Here is an 18,772-nt window from a genome sequence, read left to right as displayed (position 1 = left end):
CACCTAGACCCGGTCGGTGCGGCCGAACAGCCAGCCGCGCAGCAGCCGGGTGACCACCGGCAGGGCCGCGTACGTCATCAGCGCGCTGATCAGCGGTGCGGTGACCAGGGCGCGGACCGCCACCGGCAGGCCGGCCAGGTGCGGGGTGAGCAGCAGCCCGGAGGTGACGGTGAGCGGCGCGATCGCCACCGTGGAGGCGACCGCCATCCGCCAGCGCACCGGCGGGCGGCCCTTCGCCGCCGACCGGGTGGTGGCGAACCAGCCCTCCATCCCGAGGATCTCGTGCCGGTGCACCTCGTGGTGGTGCCCGTCCGCCGCGGCGAAGCAGGCCGCCCGGGCCGGCGAGGCCTGCCAGGAACGGAACGCCCCGCCGTCACGGAAGTGCAGCAGCAGGTGCCAGGGGTCGTCCGGCCCGGCCGGGCGCAGCAGTCCGGTGCCGAGGTTGCCCTCGTGCCCGGCGGCCGCGGCGAGGATCCCCTTCGCCCACCGCTCGAACGCCTCCTCGTGACCGGGCTCGACCCGCCGGGCCACGAACAGCGTGACCTCGTCGTCCGGCCCGCCCCGGTCCGCCGCGGGCGCCGCCCGGCCCGCCCGTCCTCGCAGTCCCACCAGTCCCATCGGTCCCGCCCTTTCCGGGTGTCCCCGTGCGTCCCCGGTCGCAGCCGTCCCGCAGCGTACGGCCCCGCCGGGCGGCCGCGCCCCTGCCGACCGCTCCTCGGGACGCGGGCCGGTGCCGGTGGCGGCCCGCCCGCGCCCTGGTGACCGGCCCCGCCCGGGCGGTTAGCGTGGCCCGGGACCGACCCCCACCGCCGCCCGGGAGGCGCCCGCCATGACGACCCCGTCGGACGACCTCGGCCACGACCCCGGCCACGCCCCCGACCGGCTCTTCGGGCGGGCCTTCGACCGGACCGGTACCGGGAGCAGCAAGTGGGCCCGGACGGCCGGCGCGGCCGGCGTGATCGCGATGGGGCTGGCCGACATGGACCTGCCCGGCCCGCCGGCCGTCGCGGCGGCGCTGGGCCGGCGCGCGCGGCACCCGGCGTACGGGTACACGGTGTGCGACCCGGCCGGCCGGGAGCTGGTGGCCCGCTGGTACCGGGACCGGCACGCGGTGGAGATCGACCCGGCGTGGGTGCTGCTGCTGCCGTTCGGAGCGCGCACCGCCGTCCGGCTGCTGCTGGAGGCGGTGCGACCGACCGGGCCGGTGCTGTTCCCGGCGCCGGAGTGGGGCGGCTTCGCCCAGATCTGCCGGGCCGCCGGAGTGGCCCACCGGGAGCTGCCGCTGGCCCGGGACGCCACCGGCTACCGGCTACCGCTGGACGCCTTCGCCGGGCACCGGGCCGGGGCGGTGCTGCTGAGCAGCCCGCACAACCCGTCCGGCCGGGTCTGGACCGCCGCGGAGGTCCGCGCCCTGGCCGAGGCGGCGGCCCGGGGCGGCGGGGTGCTGCTCTCGGACGAGGTGCACGGCGACCTCACCCATCCGGGCCACCGCCACCCGGTGGCCGTCGCGGTCGCGGGCCCCTACCGGGATCGGACCGTCACCCTCAACTCGGTCGGCAAGACCTTCAACACCTCCGGCATCCCCAGCTGCTTCGCGCTCGTGCCGGACGCGGCGCTGCGCGAGCGGCTCACCGAGGTGATGGCCGGGTACGGCCTGTGGGAGGGCGGGCTGCTGGAGCAGGTGGTGCAGGAGGCGGCGCTGCGCGACGGCGGCCCGTGGCTGGACGCGCTGCTGGACCACCTGGCCGCCGCCCGGGACCGGCTGACCGGCGTGCTCGGAGAAGCCGTCCGCTCCGCGCCGGAGGCCTCCTACCTGCTCTGGCTGGACGCCGCCGCGCTCGGCCTGCCGCCCGTGGGCGCCCGGGCGGCGCTGCTGGAGCGGTGCGGCCTGGAGGCCTCCGACGGCGACGACTTCGGCCCCGGCGGCGAGGGTTCGCTGCGGCTGAACTACGCCCTGCCGGAGCCCGCGCTGGCGGCGGCCGTGGGCAGGCTGGAACGGCTCCGAAATCCCGGTATCACCCGATTGCACCGCCTCTGACCTGCGACGACCTCTCTTCACCAGATGTTTGCGGAGCGCCCCGGCATGGTCCGTAGCAGACTGGGCAGGGTAGACCGGGCCGCAATCGTGATCCCGAGGATGGTGAGTCCGGTGATACCCGTTCGCCCGACCAGCCCGACCAGCCCGACCGACCGCCAGGGCACCGATCCGCCCACCGGGAGCGTCACCCCGCTCACCGAGTCGACGGCGCGCCGCCACATGGCCGGCGTCTGCTTCAAGATCGGGCCGCCCCGGCTGGTCGGCGTGGAGGTCGAGTGGTTCGTCCACGACGACCGATGTCCGACCGGCCCCGTGCTACCGGAGCGGCTGCACGCCGCACTGGAGTCACTGCCACTGGGCGGCGCCGACGGGACGGTCCTGCCGTCCGGTGCCCGCCTCACCCTCGAACCCGGTGGACAGGTCGAGCTCAGCTCCCCGCCCGCCGACGGCATCGTCGCCTGCGTCGACGACACCCGCCGTGATCTCGCCACCCTGCGGGCCGCCTTCGCGGCCCAGGGTCTGCGGCTCACCGGCACCGGTACCGACCCCCTGGCCCGTCCCCGCACGATGGTGCTGGACCACCCCCGCTATCTCGCGATGGAACGGTTCTTCGACTCCGCCGGACCCTGGGGCCGGATCATGATGACCGGCACCGCCTCCGTGCAGGTCTGCCTGGACGCGGGGGCCGCCGACGGCCCGCACGCGCTCGACCGGCGCTGGCGCCTGACCCACCAGCTCGGTCCGGTCCTGGTCGCCGCCTTCGCCAACTCCCCCCTGCTGGACGGGAAGCCCACCGGGCACCGGTCCACCCGGCAGATCGTCTGGTCCCGGATGGATCCCACCCGCACGCTCGCCCCGGCGCCCGACCACGGCGATCCGCGCGAGGCCTGGACCAGGTACGTGCTGGACGCCGAGGTGCTCTGCATCCGGCGCCCCGAGGGCCTGCCGTGGACGGCGCCGGCCGGCCTGACCTTCCTCGACTGGCTGCGCGGCGGCGGCGAACGCCCGCCGACCCTCGCCGACCTGGACTACCACCGCACCACGCTGTTCCCGCCGGTCCGCCCGCACGGCCACCTGGAGCTGCGGATGATCGACGCCCAGCCGGGCGACGGCTGGATCGTCCCCGCGGCCCTGGTGACCGCGCTGCTGGACGACCCGAAGGCCGCCGACGCGGCGCTGGCCGCGCTGGAGCCGCTGGAGAGCGCCACCGGGCCGCTCCCGCCGCGCAGCGACGCGTGGCGCCGGGCCGCCACCCTGGCGGTCGCCGATCCCGCGCTGCGCCGCGCCACCCTCGCCTGCTTCGCCGCCGCCGACGCCGCGCTGGGACGCCTGCCCGGCGCCGAGCGACTGCGCACCGCCGTCGCCGAGTTCGCCGAGCGCTACCCCGCGCGCGGCCGCTGCCCGGCCGACGACCAGCTGGACGCCCTGCGCTCCGGCACCCGACGCACTCCCCCGGAGGAGGCCGCACCATGATCGACGACGCCCGCCCGACCGGCTCCCGCACCGCCGGGGCGACCGGCCCCGGGTCTCCGCCCGCGGCCTCCCCCGCCCCGCCGGCCGGCCCGTCCCCCGAGGGCCTGCCCCCGGCGGCCCTGCGCGAGGCGATCGCCACCGAGCTGCTGGCCGCCCGGACCCGCACCGCCGCGCTGACCGACTGCGTCGAGGACCACGACCTCACCGCCCAGCACTCCCCGCTGATGTCCCCGCTGGTCTGGGACCTCGCGCACATCGGCAACCAGGAGGAGCTCTGGCTGCTGCGCAACATCGGCGGCCGGGAGCCGATGCGCCCGGAGATCGACCCGCTCTACGACGCCTTCGAGCACCCGCGCGCCGCACGCCCCAGCCTGCCGCTGCTGCCGCCGGCCGAGGCGCGCGCCTACGCGCACGAAGTCCGCGGCCGGGTGTTCGACCTGCTGGAGGCCAGCCCGCTGGAGGGCGCTCCGCTGCTCGACGCCGGCTTCGCCTTCGGCATGATCGCCCAGCACGAGCAGCAGCACGACGAGACCATGCTGGTCACCCACCAGCTGCGCCGCGGCGAGCCCGCGCTGGCCGCTCCCCCGCCGCCGCCCGCCCCGGCGGACGCGGCGGCGCTGCCCGCCGACGTGCTCGTCCCCGCGGGCCCGTTCACCATGGGGACGGACACCGAGCCGTGGGCGCTGGACAACGAGCGCCCGGCGCACCGGATCGACCTGCCGGCCTTCCGGCTGGACACCACGCCGGTCACCAACGGCGCCTATCTGCGGTTCATCGCCGACGGCGGCTACGACGACCCGCGCTGGTGGACGGCCGAGGGCTGGGAGCACCGGCAGCGGGCCGGGCTGACCGCCCCGCTGTTCTGGCACCGCGAGGGCGCCCAGTGGCTGCGCCGCCGTTTCGGCACGGTCGAGCCCGTCCCCGAGGACGAGCCGGTGCTGCACGTCAGCTGGTACGAGGCGGACGCCTACGCCCGCTGGGCGGGGCGGCGGCTACCGACCGAGGCGGAGTGGGAGAAGGCCGCCCGGCACGACCCGGCCACCGACCGCTCCCGCCGCTACCCGTGGGGCGACGGCCCGCCCGCCCCGGAGCACGCCAACCTCGGCCAGCGCCATCTGCGCCCGGCGCCGGCCGGCAGCTACCCGGCCGGCGAGTCCCCCTACGGCGTACGGCAGTTGATGGGCGACGTGTGGGAGTGGACGGCGAGTGACCTCCACCCCTACCCCGGCTTCCGGGCCTGGCCGTACCGGGAGTACTCGGAGGTCTTCTTCGGGCCCGAGTACAAGGTGCTGCGCGGCGGCTGCTTCGCGGTCGCGCCGGTGGCCTGCCGCGGCACGTTCCGCAACTGGGACTACCCGGTCCGGCGGCAGATCTTCGCCGGGTTCCGCACCGCGGCCGACGTGGCGGCCGGCTGATGTGCCGCCACCTCGCCTACCTCGGCGCCCCGGTGACGCCCGGGGAGCTGCTGGTGGAGCCGCCGTTCGGGCTCTACCGGCAGTCCTGGGCCCCCCGGGCGCAGCAGTACGGCACGGTCAACGCCGACGGCTTCGGCCTCGGCTGGTACGCGGACGGCGATCCGACCCCGGCCCGCTACCGGCGGGCGGGACCGATCTGGGCGGACGCCTCCTTCGCCGACCTCGCCCGGGTGATCCGCACCCGGGCGCTGGTGGCGGCCGTCCGCTCGGCCACCGAGGGCTGCGCGGCGGGCGAGGACGCGGCCGCGCCGTTCGCCGCCGGGCCCTGGCTGTTCAGCCACAACGGCGCGGTGGCCGGCTGGCCGGACAAGCTGGACGCGGCGGCCGGGCGGCTCTCCCCGGCCGAGCTGCTGGAGCTGCCGGCCCGGACGGACTCGGCGCTGCTCTGGGGCCTCGCGCTGCACCGGCTGCGCGCGGGCGCGGGCCTCGGCGAGGCCCTGGCCGGCGCGGTCGCGGACGTGACCGCGCACACCACCGGCCGGCTCAACCTGCTGCTGACCGACGGCCGGGCGATCGCCGCCACCGCCTGGGGCGACACGCTGCACCACCGGAGCCTGCCGGGTGCGGGCGTCCTGGTGGCCTCCGAGCCCTACGACGACCACCCGGACTGGACCGTCGTCCCGGACCGCTCGCTGCTGCTGGCCGGCCCGGACGGCGTCGTGGTCCGCCCGCTCTGAAATCTCTCTCGCTCCTCTCACCTTCACTTTTTGAACAGAGGATCCATCTGCCATGAGCATCTTTGATCTCACCCGACTGCTGCCCGCCGACCACTTCAGCACCGCGCTGCGGCACGACGTGCGCGAGGGGCTGACCGCCGATCCCAAGTGGCTGCCGCCGAAGTGGTTCTACGACGCCCGGGGCAGCGAGCTGTTCGAGGAGATCACCAGGCTGCCCGAGTACTACCCGACCCGCGCCGAACGGGCCATCCTCACCGACCGGGCCGGCGAGATCGCCGCCGCCACCCGGGCCCGCACGCTGGTGGAGCTGGGCTCGGGCTCCTCGGAGAAGACCAGGCTGCTGCTGAACGCGCTGCGCGACCTCGGCACGCTGGACAGCTACGTCCCGGTGGACGTCAGCGAGAGCGCCCTGACCGGTGCGGGCGAGGCACTGGCCCTGGACTTCCCCGGACTGTCCGTGCACGCGGTGCTCGCCGACTTCACCGCCCGGCTCGGCCTGCCGCCGGAGGGCGGGCCGCGCCTGGTCGCCTTCCTCGGCGGCACCCTCGGCAACCTGCTCCCCGCCGAGCGGGCGGTCTTCCTGCGCCGCCTGCGGGCCGCGCTCGACCCCGGTGACTTCCTGCTGCTCGGCACCGACCTGGTCAAGGACCCGCAGGTGCTGGTGGCCGCCTACGACGACGCGGCGGGGGTGACGGCGGAGTTCAACCGGAACGTGCTCAACGTGCTGAACCGGGAGCTGTCCGCCGACTTCGACCCGACCGCGTTCGAGCACGTGGCGCTCTGGGACCGGGAGCGGGAGTGGATCGAGATGCGGCTGCGCTCGCTGCAGGAGCAGACCGTGAAGATCCCCGCGCTGGACCTGCCGATCCACTTCGAGAAGGGCGAGGAGCTGCGCACCGAGGTGTCGGCCAAGTTCCGCCGGGAGCGGGTGGCCGAGGAGCTGGCGGCGGCCGGCCTGCGGCTGAGCCACTGGTGGACGGACGAGGAGGGCCGGTTCGGGCTGTCCCTGGCCTCGCCGGTGGCCGAACCGGTTTGACAGTTCACTTTACTAATAGGCAAGGGGATTTGTCGGGCATCCCACGTACAACACTTGAACATTGACGGGTTACGATCGCGGCTACCAAGCTCAGCGTTGAGTATCAGGAGTCAAGATCGTGAGCGTCACCCAGCAGCCCTCGGAGCCCGTGGCGGCGGAGGTTCGATCCTCCGACCGCCTCGGCTTCGTCGTGTTCATCACCGCCGCCGCGGCCCTCGGCGGGTTCCTGTTCGGCTACGACAGCTCCGTGATCAACGGCGCCGTCTCCGGCATCCAGGAGAAGTTCGGCGTCGGGGACGGCGTCACCGGTCTGATCGTCTCGTCCGCGCTGCTGGGCTCGGCGGTGGGCGCCGCGCTGGCCGGCCGCTTCGCCGACCGGTACGGCCGGATCAAGGTGATGAAGGCGGGCGCGCTGCTCTTCGCGGTGAGCGCGGTCGGCTCGATGCTGCCGTTCGCCGCCTGGGACCTCGCCGGCTGGCGGGTCCTCGGCGGCGCGGCCATCGGCATCGCCTCGGTGATCGCCCCGACCTACATCGCCGAGGTCGCGCCGACCCGCTACCGGGGCCGGCTGGCCTCCTTCCAGCAGGCCGCGATCGTCCTCGGGATCGCGATCTCGCAGCTGGTCAACTGGGTCCTGGCGGACGCCGCCGGCGGCGACACCCGCGGCCGGCTCCTCGGTCTGGAGGCCTGGCAGTGGATGCTCGGCATCTGCGTCGTGCCGGCCGCCGTCTACTTCGTGCTCGCCTCGATGATCCCCGAGTCCCCGCGCTACCTGATCTCGGCCGGCCGGCTGGACGAGGCCCGCACGGTGCTCACCGAGGTCGAGGGCGAGGGCTCCGACACCGACGCGCGGATCGCCGAGATCCAGGGCCTGATCGCCTCCGACCACCGGCCGCGCTTCGGCGACCTGCTCGGCGGCCGGTTCGGCCTGCTGCCGATCGTCTGGGTCGGCATCGGCCTCTCGGTCTTCCAGCAGCTGGTCGGCATCAACGTGATCTTCTACTACTCGTCGATCCTCTGGCAGTCCGTCGGCATCGACCAGAGCAACTCGCTGCTGATCAGCTTCATCGGCTCGGTCATCAACATCCTCGGCACCGTGGTCGCGATCCTGCTGGTGGACCGGATCGGCCGCAAGCCGCTCGCCCTGATCGGCTCGGCCGGGATGGCCGTCGCGCTGGCCGCCTGCGGCTGGGCGTTCTCCTCCGCCACCGGCACCGGCGACGACGTCGCCCTGCCCGACCTCCAGGGCACCGTCGCGCTGATCTCCGCCAACGCCTTCGTGCTCTTCTTCGCGATGTCCTGGGGCGTGGTGGTCTGGGTGATGCTCGGCGAGATGTTCCCCAACCGGATCCGGGCCGCCGCGCTCTCCGTCGCCGCCTCGGCGCAGTGGATCGCCAACTGGGCGATCACCGTGTCGTTCCCCTCGCTCTCGCGCTGGAACCTGTCGGCGACCTACCTGGTCTACGCGGGCTTCGCGGCCCTGTCGCTGGTCTTCGTGGCGAAGTACATGAAGGAGACCAAGGGCGTCCGCCTGGAGGACATGGGCTGATCCGACTGTCGGACCTTCGGCCCCCGCACCCTAGCGCCCTCGGCGCGGGTGCGGGGGCCGAATCGTTCACTCTCTGCGGCGGGGCGCCTACCTCCGGTACTCCTGTTCGGCAGGAGGGATGTGTCCTTGATCTTCAACCGGCTTCGCACCCGCAGCACCCGCCCGACCCGTCGCCCCGCACCGGCTCCGACGCCGGCCGCGGTGCCGGCCCCGAGCGGCGGCTGCCCGTTCGCCCACGCCCACCCGGCCGCCGAGCCGTCGCACGGGCCCGAACCCCTGCCCACCACCGTGCACGGCACCGGCGTCCGGTACCTCGTCGACCCGGGGCGAGCCGAGGCCGGGCGGACCACCCCGGGGCGGCCCACCGTGGCCGACCGCCCCACCGGCACCGATCCGTTCGCCGGTCTCCGCACCGATCCGCTCGCAGAGCCGTTCGGCGAGGCGTTCACCGGACCCTCGGCCCAGCCGCTCGCCGAGCCCTTCACCGACCCCGACGCGGCCGCCGACTTCGTCCGCCAGTTCCACCGCGAGCAGCCGGGCGCCGGCGACCCGACCGGGCGGGTGCTGGCGGTCCTGGACGAGATCGACCGCACCGGCACCTACCAGCACACCCCTGCCGAACTCGCCTACGGCGCCCGGCTCGCCTGGCGCAACGCGGCCCGCTGCATCGGCCGGCTGTACTGGCGCAGCCTGGTGGTGCGGGACCTGCGGCACCTGGCCTCGGCCGACGACATCGCCACCGAGTGCTTCGAGCACCTGCGGGTGGCCTCCAACGGCGGCCGGATCCGCCCGGTGATCTCGGTGTTCGCCCCCGACCGGCCCGGCCGCCCGGCCGCCCGCATCCTCAACCAGCAGCTGGTCCGCTACGCCGGCCGGCCCACCGGGCACGGCTTCGTCGGGGACCCGGCGGGCGCGCGGCTGGCGGCCCGCGCCCGGGACCTCGGCTGGAAGTGCGGCGAGGAGCGCTTCGAGGTGCTGCCGCTCCTGGTGCAGGAGCGGCCCGGCGCCCGCCCCGAGTGGTACGAACTGCCGGACGACACCACCCCCGAGGTCGAGCTCAGCCACCCCGACCACCCGTGGTTCGCCGAGCTCGGCCTGCGCTGGTACACGGTGCCCGCGATCAGCGACATGACGCTGGAGATCGGCGGCGTGCGCTACCCCACCGCCCCGTTCAACGGCTGGTACATGGGCACCGAGATCGGCGCCCGCAACCTCGCCGACGCCGACCGGTACGACATGCTGGCGACCGTCGCCGACCGGCTCGGCCTGGACACCTCCAGCGACCGCACGCTCTGGCGCGACCGCGCGCTGGTGGAGCTCAACGTCGCGGTGCTGCACTCGTTCCAGGAGGCCGGGGTGACGATCGCCGACCACCACACCGAGTCGGAGCGGTTCCTGAAGCACATCGCCCAGGAGAAGCGGCTCGGCCGGCCCACCCCCGCCGACTGGAGCTGGATCGTGCCGCCGGTCTCCGGCGGGCTGACCCCGGTCTACCACCGCTACTACGACCCGGTGGACCCGTCGCTGCGCCCCGCCTTCGTGGCGCGCGAGCCCTGGTGAGGCCGCGGCGCCGCCCCGTCGACCGTCCGCTCGTACCGGAGCAGCAGCCCGTCGAGCAGCGCTTCGAGACCGGTCTCGAAGGCGCCCTCGTCGATCGCGCCCCGGTGTTCGGCCAGCCGGTGGGCCCCGCCGAGGTGCGGGTAGTCGGCGGCGTCGTACAGCCCGGCGTCCTCGGGGAAGCCCGCCGCGAAGGAGGCCAGCGCCGAGCCGGTGACGAAGTAGCGCATCAGCGCGCCGATCCGGGTGGCCTGCCCGCGCGGCCAGCCGGCCTCGACCAGGCAGCCGAAGACGGCGTCGGCCAGCCGCAGCGCGTTCGGGCGGCGGCCGGGGCCCTGGGCCAGCACCGGGACGATGTTGGGGTGCGCGGCCAGCGCGGCGCGGTAGGAGCGGGCCCAGTCGCGCAGCGCCCGCGGCCACGGCGCGCCGGCGGTGAACATCGACAGGTCGACCTCCCCCATCACGCTGTCCACCACCGCGTCCAGCAGCTCGTCCTTGGTCGCGACGTGGTTGTAGAGCGACGGCCCGCTGACCGACAGCTCGGTGGCCAGGCGGCGGGTGGAGAGGGCGTCCAGCCCCTCGGCGTCGATCAGCCGCAGCGCGGTGGCGACGATGAGCTCGCGGCTGAGCAGGGGTGTGCGCGGGCGGGCCATCGTCGCGGTTCCTCCGGTCGAGTGGGGTGAGGACCGATTCTGGCAGGCGCCTCTTCCCAGCGCGGCCCGGTCGGGGCTACAGTCCCGGTAAAACTTGCACCGCTAGTTTACCGGAGCCCGACGAGGTGGCGCGATGAATCTGGAGCTGACCGAGGAGCAGGCCGCCCTCCGGGACCTCGCGGCGGCCTTCACCGACCGCGAGATCGTCCCGCACGCGGCCGCCTGGGACCGGGCCGAGTCCGTCGACCGGGCGGTGATCGGCAAGCTCGCCGGCATCGGCCTGCTCGGCCTCACCATCCCCGAGGAGTACGGCGGCAGCGGCGGCGACCACCTCGCGTACTGCCTGGCCCTGGAGGAGCTGGGCCGGGGCGACTCCGCCGTGCGCGGCATCGTCTCGGTCTCGCTCGGCCTGGTCGCCAAGTCGGTGAACGGCTACGGCACCGAGGAGCAGAAGCGGCACTGGCTGCCCCGGCTCACCTCCGGCGAGTCGCTCGGCTGCTTCGCCCTCACCGAACCCGGCACCGGCTCGGACGCCGCCAACCTGACCACCCGGGCGGTCCGGGACGGCGACGACTGGCTGATCAGCGGCGCCAAGATGTTCATCACCAACGGGACGTGGGCCGATGTCGCGCTGGTCTTCGCCCGCACGGGCGGACCGGGCCACCGGGGCATCACCGCCTTCCTCGTCCCCACCGACCTGCCCGGCTTCACCCGCACCGAGATCCACGGCAAGCTCGGCCTGCGCGGCCAGGCCACCGCCGAACTCGCCTTCGACGCCGTCCGCGTCCCCGACGGGGCCCGGCTGGGCGAGCTCGGCAAGGGCTTCACGGTGGCGATGGCCGCCCTGGCCAAGGGCCGGATGTCGGTGGCGGCCGGCTGCGTCGGCATCGCCCGGGCCTGCCTGGAGGCCGCCGTCCACTACGCCGGCGAGCGCGAGCAGTTCGGCCGGCCGATCGCCTCGCACCAGCTGGTCCAGGAGCTGCTCGCCGGCATCGCCGTGGACGTCGAGGCCGCCCGGCTGCTCACCTGGAAGGTCGCCGACCACATCGAGCGCGGCCTGCCGTTCGCCACCGAGTCCTCCGTCGCCAAGCTCTACGCGAGCGAGGCCGCCGTCCGGGCCGCCAACAACGCGCTCCAGGTCTTCGGCGGCTACGGGTTCATCGACGAGTACCCGGTCGGCAAGTACCTGCGCGACGCGCGGGTGATGACCCTCTACGAGGGCACCAGCCAGATCCACAAGCTGCTCATCGGGCGTTCGCTCACCGGCGTCAACGCCTTCTGACCGCCACTCACCGGACAACCCCACCGGATAAGGAGCCCGACGACGTGCGTCCTGTCTACTTCGCCGCAGCCCGCCGCACACCCATCGGCCGGCTGCGCGGAGCGCTCGCCACGGTCCGCCCGGACGACCTCTCGGCCACCGTGCTGCGCGCCCTGCTCGCCGATGTCCCCGCCCTCGACCCGGCCCGGATCGACGACGTCTACTGGGGCGCCGCGAACCAGGCCGGCGAGGACAACCGCAACGCCGCCCGGATGGCCGTGCTGCTCGCCGGCCTGCCCGACAGCGTCCCCGGCGCCACCGTCAACCGGCTCTGCGCCTCCGGCCTGGAGGCCGTCACCCAGGCCGCCCGGGCGATCGGCTCGGGCGAGGCCGACGTGGTGCTGGCCGGCGGCTGCGAGTCGATGACCCGCGCCCCCTTCGTCCTCCCCCGGCCCGACGAGGCGCTGCCGCACCGGATCGAGACCTTCGACACCCGGCTCGGCTGGCGGCTCACCAACCCGCGGATGGCCGAGCTGCACGGCGTGCTCTCGATGGGCGAGACCGCCGAGGAGGTCGCCGCCCGCCACGGCATCACCCGGGAGCGCCAGGACGCCTTCGCGCTCCGCAGCCACCGGCTGGCCGCCGCCGCCCGCAAGGACGGCCACTTCGACGCCGAGCTGGTCCCGGTCGAGCGGCCGGACGGCGTGACCGTCCACCAGGACGAGAGCATCCGGGAGGACACCGGCCCGGAGAAGCTCGCCCGGCTGAAGCCGGCCTTCCGCCCGGGCGGCACGGTGACGGCGGGCAACGCCTCGCCGATGAACGACGGGGCGGCCGGCCTGGTGCTGGTCAGCGAGGAGGTTCTGGGCGAGCTGGGCCTGCGGCCGCTCGGCCGGTACGTGGCCGGCGCCTCGGCCGGGGTGCACCCGGACGTGATGGGCATCGGCCCGGTGCCCGCCACCCGCAAGGCGCTCGGCCGGGTCGGCTGGTCCGTCGCCGACCTGGAGGAGGCCGAGCTCAACGAGGCCTTCGCCGCGCAGGTGCTCGCCAGCGTCGACCAGTTGGGCCTCGACCCCGAGCTGGTCAACCCGACCGGCGGGGCGATCGCGCTCGGCCACCCGCTGGGCGGCTCCGGCGCGCGGATCCTCACCACCCTGCTGCACCGGATGCGCCGCAACGGCACCCGGCGCGGGCTGGCCACCATGTGTGTCGGAGTCGGCCAGGGCACCGCCGTCCTGGTCGAATCCCCCTGAGCGCCGGCCGCCGTCCCGTCCTCCGAATCGAGGCCGACCGCGCGGTCGCAGGCGCAGTCGCAGTCGCAGTTCCCATCGCAGCCGAAGTCGAAGTCGAAGTCGAAGGAGTTGTCGTGACCCGTTTCGCAGGAAAGGTCGCCGTCGTCACCGGTGCGGCCCAGGGCATCGGCGCGGCCACCGCGCGGCTGCTGGCCGAGGAGGGGGCCGCCGTCGCGGTGGTCGACCTGACCGCCGAGCGGGCCGCCGGCACGGTCGAGGAGATCACCGCCAAAGGCGGCACCGCGCGGGCGTACGGCTGCGACGTGGCCGACTACGACGCGGTGGAGGCGGTCTTCGCCGAGGTCGCCGGGGACTTCGGCGGGGTGCACATCCTGGTGAACAACGCCGGGATCACCCGGGACAACCTCTTCTTCAAGATGACCAGGCCCGACTGGGACGCGGTGCTGACGGTCAATCTGACCAGCGCCTACAACTGCAGCCACGTGGCGCAGAAGTACATGACCGCCCAGAAGTACGGCAAGATCGTCTCGCTCAGCTCGCGCTCGGCGCTCGGCAACCGGGGCCAGGCCAACTACGCCGCCGCCAAGGCGGGCATCCAGGGCCTGACCGCCACGCTGGCGATCGAGCTGGGTCCGTTCAACATCAACGTCAACGCCGTCGCCCCCGGCTACATCGCCACCGCGATGACCGCCGCCACCGCCGAGCGGGTCGGCGCGACGGCCGAGGACCACCAGGCGGAGGTCTCCGCCCGGACGCCGCTGCGACGGGTCGGCCGGCCGGAGGAGATCGCCTCGGTGGTCGCCTTCCTCGCCAGCGAGGACGCCTCCTACGTCAGCGGGCAGACGCTGTACGTCAACGGTGGGGCCCGCTGAGATCTTCTGACGTTTCGTCAGATAGCCGTCCCGGGTGGTGGGTTACCTTCACCTGGGACGGCCTTTACCCTTTCCGGTGGCCTGCGCGAGCATGCCGACGGGTACGGAATGACTATGGCATGATCATGCTGCTGTCGATGGGATGGCCGGACCGACCCGACCGGTCCAGGTCGGGCCCTGCGTCCCAAGGAGTCCCATGGGCAGCCCCGCCACCCTCCGCCGTGCCCTGGCCCTGCTCGCCGTCGGGGCCACCGCCCTGACGGCCGGCACGCTCGGCGTCCCGGCCGTCCACCCGGCGGCCGCCGCCGGCCTCGCGGGCGTCCACGTCCGCCCCGCCTCGACGGGCCACCTCAGCGCCGTCGGCCGGGACGCACCCCTGCCCACCTCCCAGTGCGTCAGCCAGATCGGCATCCACTGCTACTCCCCGCTCCAGTACCGGACCGCCTACAACCTCGACCCGCTGTACCGCGAGGGCATCACCGGCAAGGGCCGCACGATCGTCATCGTCGACTCATTCGGCTCCCCGACCATCCAGCACGACCTGGAGGTCTTCGACAAGCAGTGGGGCATCCCGGACACCCAGGTCGAGGTGGTCAAGTGGGGCGACGTCCCGGTCTTCGACCCGACCAACCCCGATCACACCGGCTGGGCCGGCGAGAGCACCCTCGACGTCGAGTACGCCCACGCCGTCGCCCCCGGCGCGCACATCATCCTGGTCCAGACCGGCGTCTCCGAGACCGAGGGGACGACCGGGCTGCCCGAGATGATGGACGCCGAGAAGGCCCTCATCAAGTCCGGCCGCGCCGATGTGATCTCGCAGAGCTTCGGCGCCACCGAGAACACCTTCCCCGGCTTCGACAAGGGCGACTTCAGCTCGCTCACCGGCCTGCGGTACGCCTTCCAGGAGGCCGCCGCACACGACGTGACCGTACTCGCCGCCTCCGGCGACACCGGCGCCACCGACTACCAGGCCAACGGCGAGGACCTCTACCCGGGCAGGGTCAACTCCTGGCCCTCCGCCGACCCGCTGGTCACCTCCGTCGGCGGCACCCGGCTCAGCCTGGACGACGCGGGCCGGCGGACCTCCCCCGACCAGGTCTGGCACGACAACTGGGGCGCGGGCGGCGGCGGGACCTCCGCCGTCTTCGCACGCCCCTGGTACCAGGCCGGCGTCGCCCGCGTCACCGGCAACCACCGCGGCACGCCCGACCTCAGCATGAGCGCGGCGGTCGACGGCGCGGCCTGGACGTACGAGTCCTACGACCCGGCGACGGCGGGCTGGCACATCACCGGCGGCACCAGCGAGGCGACCCCGATCTTCTCCGGCGTCGTCGCGCTCGCCGACCAGCTCGCCGGGCGCCGGCTCGGCCAGCTCAACGGGCGGCTCTACGGGCTCGCCCTGCTCCCGCAGCAGTGGAGCGGCCTGGTCGACGTGACGGCGGGCGACAACTCCTGGGACACGGTGACGGGTTACCGGGCCGCCAAGGGCTACGACCTCGCCAGCGGGCTCGGCACCATCGACGCCGCCAGGTTCGTGCACGCCCTCGCGGGCCGGTAGGGCCGGTCCGGGCGCCGGGAGCCTGGAGCCGGGTGCGGCGGAGCGGGCGGCCGGGTGGGCCGCCCGCTCCGCCGTGCCGGGGCATCGGTGCGGCGGTACGCCGGGTGACGGCTCAGGCGGGGTCGGGGCGGGGGGCGGCGAGCTGGGCCAGGTGGCGTTCGGCGGCGCGCAGCTTGCGCCCGTCGGGGCCCGGGAGGTGGGCCCGCATCTCGATGATCTCGGGGGCGATCCGGATCGCCTCCGCGCGGTCCGCGATCGCCCGCCAGCAGGCCTCGGCGTTGGTGGCCGCCTGCTGGGTCTCCGGGTAGTCCGGACCCTGGGAGCGCAGCAGCGTCAGGGCCACCTCGCGGTAGATGTCCGCCGCCTCGACCGACTTCCCGGCCAGCCGGCAGACGTGTGCGCGGACCTGCCGCACCTGGAGCACGGGCGCGGAGACAGCGCCGTGCTCGGCGATCGCCTCCAGTTCCAGGGCGAAGGCGAGGTCGGTGGCGGCGGCGTGGTCCCCGGCGTCGGCGCTGCGGACGATGCGGCCGATCACCTCGCGGTAGTCGTCGCGGGGGCGGGGCGCCTCGAGGGCGGGGGCTTCGGGGGCGGGAGCCGGTTCGGGCTCGGGCTCCGGCTCGGGCGCGGGCTCCGGCTCGGGCGCGGCGTCCTTCGGCTGCGCCTCCGCGGGCCCGTCCACCGGCGGCACCTCGGTCGGCCCGCGGTCCGCGGGCACCGCGTCGGCGGGTGCCGCGTCGGCGGGTGCCGCGTCGGCGGGTGCCGCGTCGGCGGGTGCCGCGTCGGCGGGTGCCGCGTCGGCGGGTGCCGCGTCGGCGGGTGCAGCGTCAACGGGTGCCGCCTGCGCGGCCGCCTCGTCCGCCGGGCGCGCGTCTGTGGACGGCGCCTTGCCCAGGGTCACGCCCGACGTCACCGGCGGGCGCCAGGCATAGGCCTTCAGCAGGTCGACCGGCCGCGCCGGGAGCGGGGGTGTCGGCGGCACGCCGGGCTTCAGCAGGTTCACCGGTCCGTCGGACGGCGCCACCGCGGCAGGTCTCAGCGGCACGGGCGCGGGTGCCGAGCCGGGTGCGGGTGCCGAGCCGGGTGCCGGGAAGACCGGAGTGGCGGCCTTGTCGAGGGTCACGGCGGGCCGGGCGGCCGGGGCGGCGTCGCGCTGGACCGGCGGACGGGGCAGCAGCGCGGCGGGGCGCGGGCCCTCGTACGGGACGGCCTCCGGCAGCACGCCGTCCGTCCGCCGGGCGGTGTTGCGGAAGAACGGCCGGTTCGGCGCGTGGGTGGCGAGGATGACGACGTCCGGGCGCAGCACCGAGTACACCTGCTGGCGCAGCTGTTCGGGCGCGAGGACGGCCTCGGCACCCGGGCGTCCCCCGTGCAGGGCCTCGATCAGCGCGCGGGTGAAGGTGCCGATCTGCTCCGGGTCCGGGCTGACCACCGCCCAGAGCGGAAGGCCGTCGGCGAGCGGCGAGACGGTGCCCTGGAGGTAGGGCCAGGCGTTCTGATCGGCGCTCAGGTCGGCGATCACGAGTGTCTGCCAGTCGGCGGGCCGGTGACGCAGCTCGGCGGCGACGGACTGCCAGGCGATGCCGTCCTGGCGGATGCTCCCCGACTTCGAGTCCCGCAGGGTGAGGTGGAGTTGGCCGCCGCGCTTGTCGGCGAGCAGGTGGCCGCCGAGGTGGACGAGCAGCGGACCGGGGTGCCGGGCGGCGGCGCGCAGGTGGGCGAGCACGGTGTGCGGGTCGCTGGCGCCGGGGAGGTGGACGGCGTCCACCGCGTCGGCCGCGAGGAGCACCTGGGGCGAGACGGCGGCGAGCATCGCGGAGAGGACGGGCGCCTGGGCGGGTCCGCCGCGCCCCCAGGTCCGGCGGCCGGCGTTGCCGTAGCCGCCCTCGACCACCAGGATCCGCCCGCGCGGCGCGGACCCGAGACCGCCCGGTCCGGCGCCGAAGCCGTGGGCGGGGGCCGTGCCGTGCGCGGGAGTCGTGCCGTGCGCCGGGGTGCCGCCCGGGACGGTGAACGGCAGCGGGGTGGCGGTGGACGGTGCGGCGGGCGCCGCCGCGGCGGGCGGCGGGGCGACGACGGACATCCCGGTCATGGTCCAGCCGGTGGGCGGCGCCATCGGCGCGGCCGGGGCCGGGACGGGCGGCTCGTACAGGGCCGGAGCCGGGACGGACACCGGCGCGGCGGTCTGCACGGCGGCCGGGACGGCCGCGGGCGGCTCGTAGAGGGCCGCGGGACCGGGCGGGTGCTCCTCGTACGGATTGCGCGGCGGCCACGGCGGCACGGCATCCCCGGGGCCCTGGTCCGCACCGGGATCGGGGCCTCCTGGGACAGCTGTCGACTCCGCCATCTCTGGTCACCGCCCCGCCCCGCCGCTGAGCGGCGTCTGCTGCCCTTGCCCGTGGCGCCTGCGACCACGTCCGTCAGCGCCACCCTACGAGATCCCGGCACACCCGAGCCAGGCCGGGTGGGCGATCACCGCCCCGCCGCCGGGGCCCGCCGCGTCGCCGCTGCTCAGCCGCCGCGCCCGGGCGTCCGCCGGGCGGGCCCGCACGCACGTACGCGCCCGAACGGCCGTGGGCGGACGGCACGGTCGGCGCTCCGCCCGCCGCGCGGGCGGCCCTGCGCCCCGGGGCTTCTGACGGCCGGTGACCGGAGGACCACCGCTTCTGACGCGGACCGCCGCCGGTCGGCGGGTCTGCCCTTCCGACCCCGTGATCCGACCCCATCGTGCAACGGACCGCCCCGGTGACGGGGCGTCCGCCCCGGCGAAGCCGCGGGCCTCAGGCCGGGCCCGCGGCGACGCAGAACTCGTTGCCCTCCGGGTCGGCCATCACCACGTGGTGCCCGTCGAACTCCGCGAGGACGCTCCCGCCCGCCCGCACCAGCCGCCCGGCCTCCGCCCGGATCCGGGCCCACCGCTCCTCGGGGCTGCCGTGCCCCGGGACCCGGACGTCGACGTGGAGCCGGTTCTTCGCGGTCTTGGGCTCGGGGACCTTGAGCAGGGTGAGCCGGGGGCCGACCCCGTCGGGGTCGCAGAGCCAGGCCCCGTCATCCTCGGACTCGTCCTCCGGCAGGTCGAACTGCGCGAGCCACTCCGCCCTGGTCGCGAAGGGGGCGGGCGGCGGCTCGTCGACGTAGCCCAGCGCCGTCTTCCAGAAGGCGGCGAGGAGCTGAGCGTCCGCGCAATCGAGGGTCAGGTCGATTCTGGCTGCCATGACAGGACCGTACCGCCCGCCACCGACACCCGCAGGCGCACCGACCCGCGCCCGTCACCGGCCACCGGCCACCGGCCACCGGCCGTCACGGGACCGGGCGCCCCGGCAGCACTGCCGCCCCGAGCGGCACGGCTGTTCCGTGCCGCCGGGGCAGC

15 protein-coding genes are annotated in these 18,772 nt (G+C 75.3%); 11 read left to right on the top strand and 4 right to left on the bottom strand.

Going from position 1 to position 18,772, the window contains the following annotated elements; all coding sequences use genetic code 11:
• Positions 1-3 precede the first annotated feature (3 nt).
• Positions 4-618, bottom strand: a complete 615-nt coding sequence (locus tag ABZ497_RS30935; RefSeq protein ID WP_359809949.1) for an antibiotic biosynthesis monooxygenase — start codon at positions 616-618, stop codon at positions 4-6.
• A gap of 211 nt (positions 619-829) precedes the next feature.
• On the opposite strand from ABZ497_RS30935, the gene ABZ497_RS30930 reads away from it, so the two are divergent.
• From ABZ497_RS30930 to ABZ497_RS30900, 7 genes are all read left to right on the top strand, one after another.
• Positions 830-2,038 (top strand): aminotransferase class I/II-fold pyridoxal phosphate-dependent enzyme, encoded by a 1,209-nt coding sequence (locus ABZ497_RS30930; protein ID WP_359809947.1) that lies wholly within the window; start codon positions 830-832, stop codon positions 2,036-2,038.
• Positions 2,039-2,149: 111 nt separating this feature from the next.
• Positions 2,150-3,511 (top strand): ergothioneine biosynthesis glutamate--cysteine ligase EgtA, encoded by a 1,362-nt coding sequence (gene egtA, locus ABZ497_RS30925; RefSeq protein ID WP_329490666.1) that lies wholly within the window; start codon positions 2,150-2,152, stop codon positions 3,509-3,511.
• The gene (gene egtB / locus ABZ497_RS30920; protein ID WP_359809945.1) at positions 3,508-4,926 is read left to right on the top strand and encodes an ergothioneine biosynthesis protein EgtB; all 1,419 of its coding nucleotides are present in this window, start codon (positions 3,508-3,510) and stop codon (positions 4,924-4,926) included. Before egtA ends, egtB begins: the two co-directional genes overlap by 4 nt.
• Entirely contained in the window at positions 4,926-5,663 is a 738-nt protein-coding gene (egtC, locus tag ABZ497_RS30915; protein WP_359809943.1) for an ergothioneine biosynthesis protein EgtC, read from the top strand. The genes egtB and egtC overlap by 1 nt, the downstream gene beginning before the upstream one ends.
• A 52-nt stretch (positions 5,664-5,715) precedes the next feature.
• Entirely contained in the window at positions 5,716-6,699 is a 984-nt protein-coding gene (gene egtD, locus ABZ497_RS30910) for an L-histidine N(alpha)-methyltransferase (RefSeq protein ID WP_359809941.1), read from the top strand.
• A 118-nt stretch (positions 6,700-6,817) separates the two neighbouring features.
• Positions 6,818-8,248 (top strand): sugar porter family MFS transporter, encoded by a 1,431-nt coding sequence (locus tag ABZ497_RS30905; protein WP_329490662.1) that lies wholly within the window; start codon positions 6,818-6,820, stop codon positions 8,246-8,248.
• A 120-nt stretch (positions 8,249-8,368) separates the two neighbouring features.
• Complete coding sequence (locus ABZ497_RS30900) at positions 8,369-9,808, top strand: nitric oxide synthase oxygenase (RefSeq protein WP_359809939.1); 1,440 nt, start codon at positions 8,369-8,371, stop codon at positions 9,806-9,808.
• Here ABZ497_RS30900 and ABZ497_RS30895 read toward each other — a convergent pair.
• Positions 9,751-10,458, bottom strand: a complete 708-nt coding sequence (locus tag ABZ497_RS30895; protein WP_359809937.1) for a TetR/AcrR family transcriptional regulator C-terminal domain-containing protein — start codon at positions 10,456-10,458, stop codon at positions 9,751-9,753. The two genes, ABZ497_RS30900 and ABZ497_RS30895, sit on opposite strands and share 58 nt — an antisense overlap.
• Before the next feature lie 133 nt (positions 10,459-10,591).
• Here ABZ497_RS30895 and ABZ497_RS30890 point away from each other — a divergent pair, with 133 nt between their 5' ends.
• From ABZ497_RS30890 to ABZ497_RS30875, 4 genes are all read left to right on the top strand, one after another.
• Positions 10,592-11,740 carry an acyl-CoA dehydrogenase family protein gene (locus ABZ497_RS30890; protein WP_359809935.1) on the top strand — a complete coding sequence of 383 codons (1,149 nt, stop codon included), beginning with the start codon at positions 10,592-10,594 and terminating at the stop codon, positions 11,738-11,740.
• A gap of 44 nt (positions 11,741-11,784) precedes the next feature.
• Positions 11,785-12,972 (top strand): thiolase family protein, encoded by a 1,188-nt coding sequence (locus ABZ497_RS30885; RefSeq protein WP_359809933.1) that lies wholly within the window; start codon positions 11,785-11,787, stop codon positions 12,970-12,972.
• A 113-nt stretch (positions 12,973-13,085) separates the two neighbouring features.
• Entirely contained in the window at positions 13,086-13,844 is a 759-nt protein-coding gene (gene fabG / locus ABZ497_RS30880; RefSeq protein WP_329490658.1) for a 3-oxoacyl-ACP reductase FabG, read from the top strand.
• Positions 13,845-14,040: 196 nt separating this feature from the next.
• Entirely contained in the window at positions 14,041-15,402 is a 1,362-nt protein-coding gene (locus tag ABZ497_RS30875; protein ID WP_359809931.1) for a S53 family peptidase, read from the top strand.
• A gap of 112 nt (positions 15,403-15,514) precedes the next feature.
• Here the strand turns inward: ABZ497_RS30875 and ABZ497_RS30870 are convergent, their stop codons facing one another.
• Both ABZ497_RS30870 and ABZ497_RS30865 read right to left on the bottom strand, forming a co-directional pair.
• A complete protein-coding gene (locus tag ABZ497_RS30870) occupies positions 15,515-17,683 on the bottom strand; it encodes a hypothetical protein (protein WP_359809929.1) in 2,169 nt (722 codons plus the stop codon).
• Between the two features lie 499 nt (positions 17,684-18,182).
• Complete coding sequence (locus tag ABZ497_RS30865) at positions 18,183-18,617, bottom strand: VOC family protein (protein WP_329490655.1); 435 nt, start codon at positions 18,615-18,617, stop codon at positions 18,183-18,185.
• Positions 18,618-18,772 lie beyond the last annotated feature (155 nt).

The sequence above is a fragment of the Kitasatospora sp. NPDC005751 genome, assembly GCF_040630835.1.
GTDB lineage: Bacteria > Actinomycetota > Actinomycetes > Streptomycetales > Streptomycetaceae > Kitasatospora.
Note: the sequence above shows the minus strand (reverse complement) of the source record. Positions and strands in the feature narration are given on the sequence as shown.

Bases quoted from the DNA above. Each gene is read 5' to 3' on its own strand.
- ABZ497_RS30935 (WP_359809949.1), bottom strand. From the start codon at position 618: ATGGGACTGGTGGGACTGCGAGGACGGGCGGGCCGGGCGGCGCCCGCG.
- ABZ497_RS30930 (WP_359809947.1), top strand. From the start codon at position 830: ATGACGACCCCGTCGGACGACCTCGGCCACGACCCCGGCCACGCCCCC.
- egtB (WP_359809945.1), top strand. From the start codon at position 3,508: ATGATCGACGACGCCCGCCCGACCGGCTCCCGCACCGCCGGGGCGACC.
- egtC (WP_359809943.1), top strand. From the start codon at position 4,926: ATGTGCCGCCACCTCGCCTACCTCGGCGCCCCGGTGACGCCCGGGGAG.
- egtD (WP_359809941.1), top strand. From the start codon at position 5,716: ATGAGCATCTTTGATCTCACCCGACTGCTGCCCGCCGACCACTTCAGC.
- ABZ497_RS30895 (WP_359809937.1), bottom strand. From the start codon at position 10,458: ATGGCCCGCCCGCGCACACCCCTGCTCAGCCGCGAGCTCATCGTCGCC.
- ABZ497_RS30890 (WP_359809935.1), top strand. From the start codon at position 10,592: ATGAATCTGGAGCTGACCGAGGAGCAGGCCGCCCTCCGGGACCTCGCG.
- ABZ497_RS30875 (WP_359809931.1), top strand. From the start codon at position 14,041: ATGGGCAGCCCCGCCACCCTCCGCCGTGCCCTGGCCCTGCTCGCCGTC.
- ABZ497_RS30865 (WP_329490655.1), bottom strand. From the start codon at position 18,617: ATGGCAGCCAGAATCGACCTGACCCTCGATTGCGCGGACGCTCAGCTC.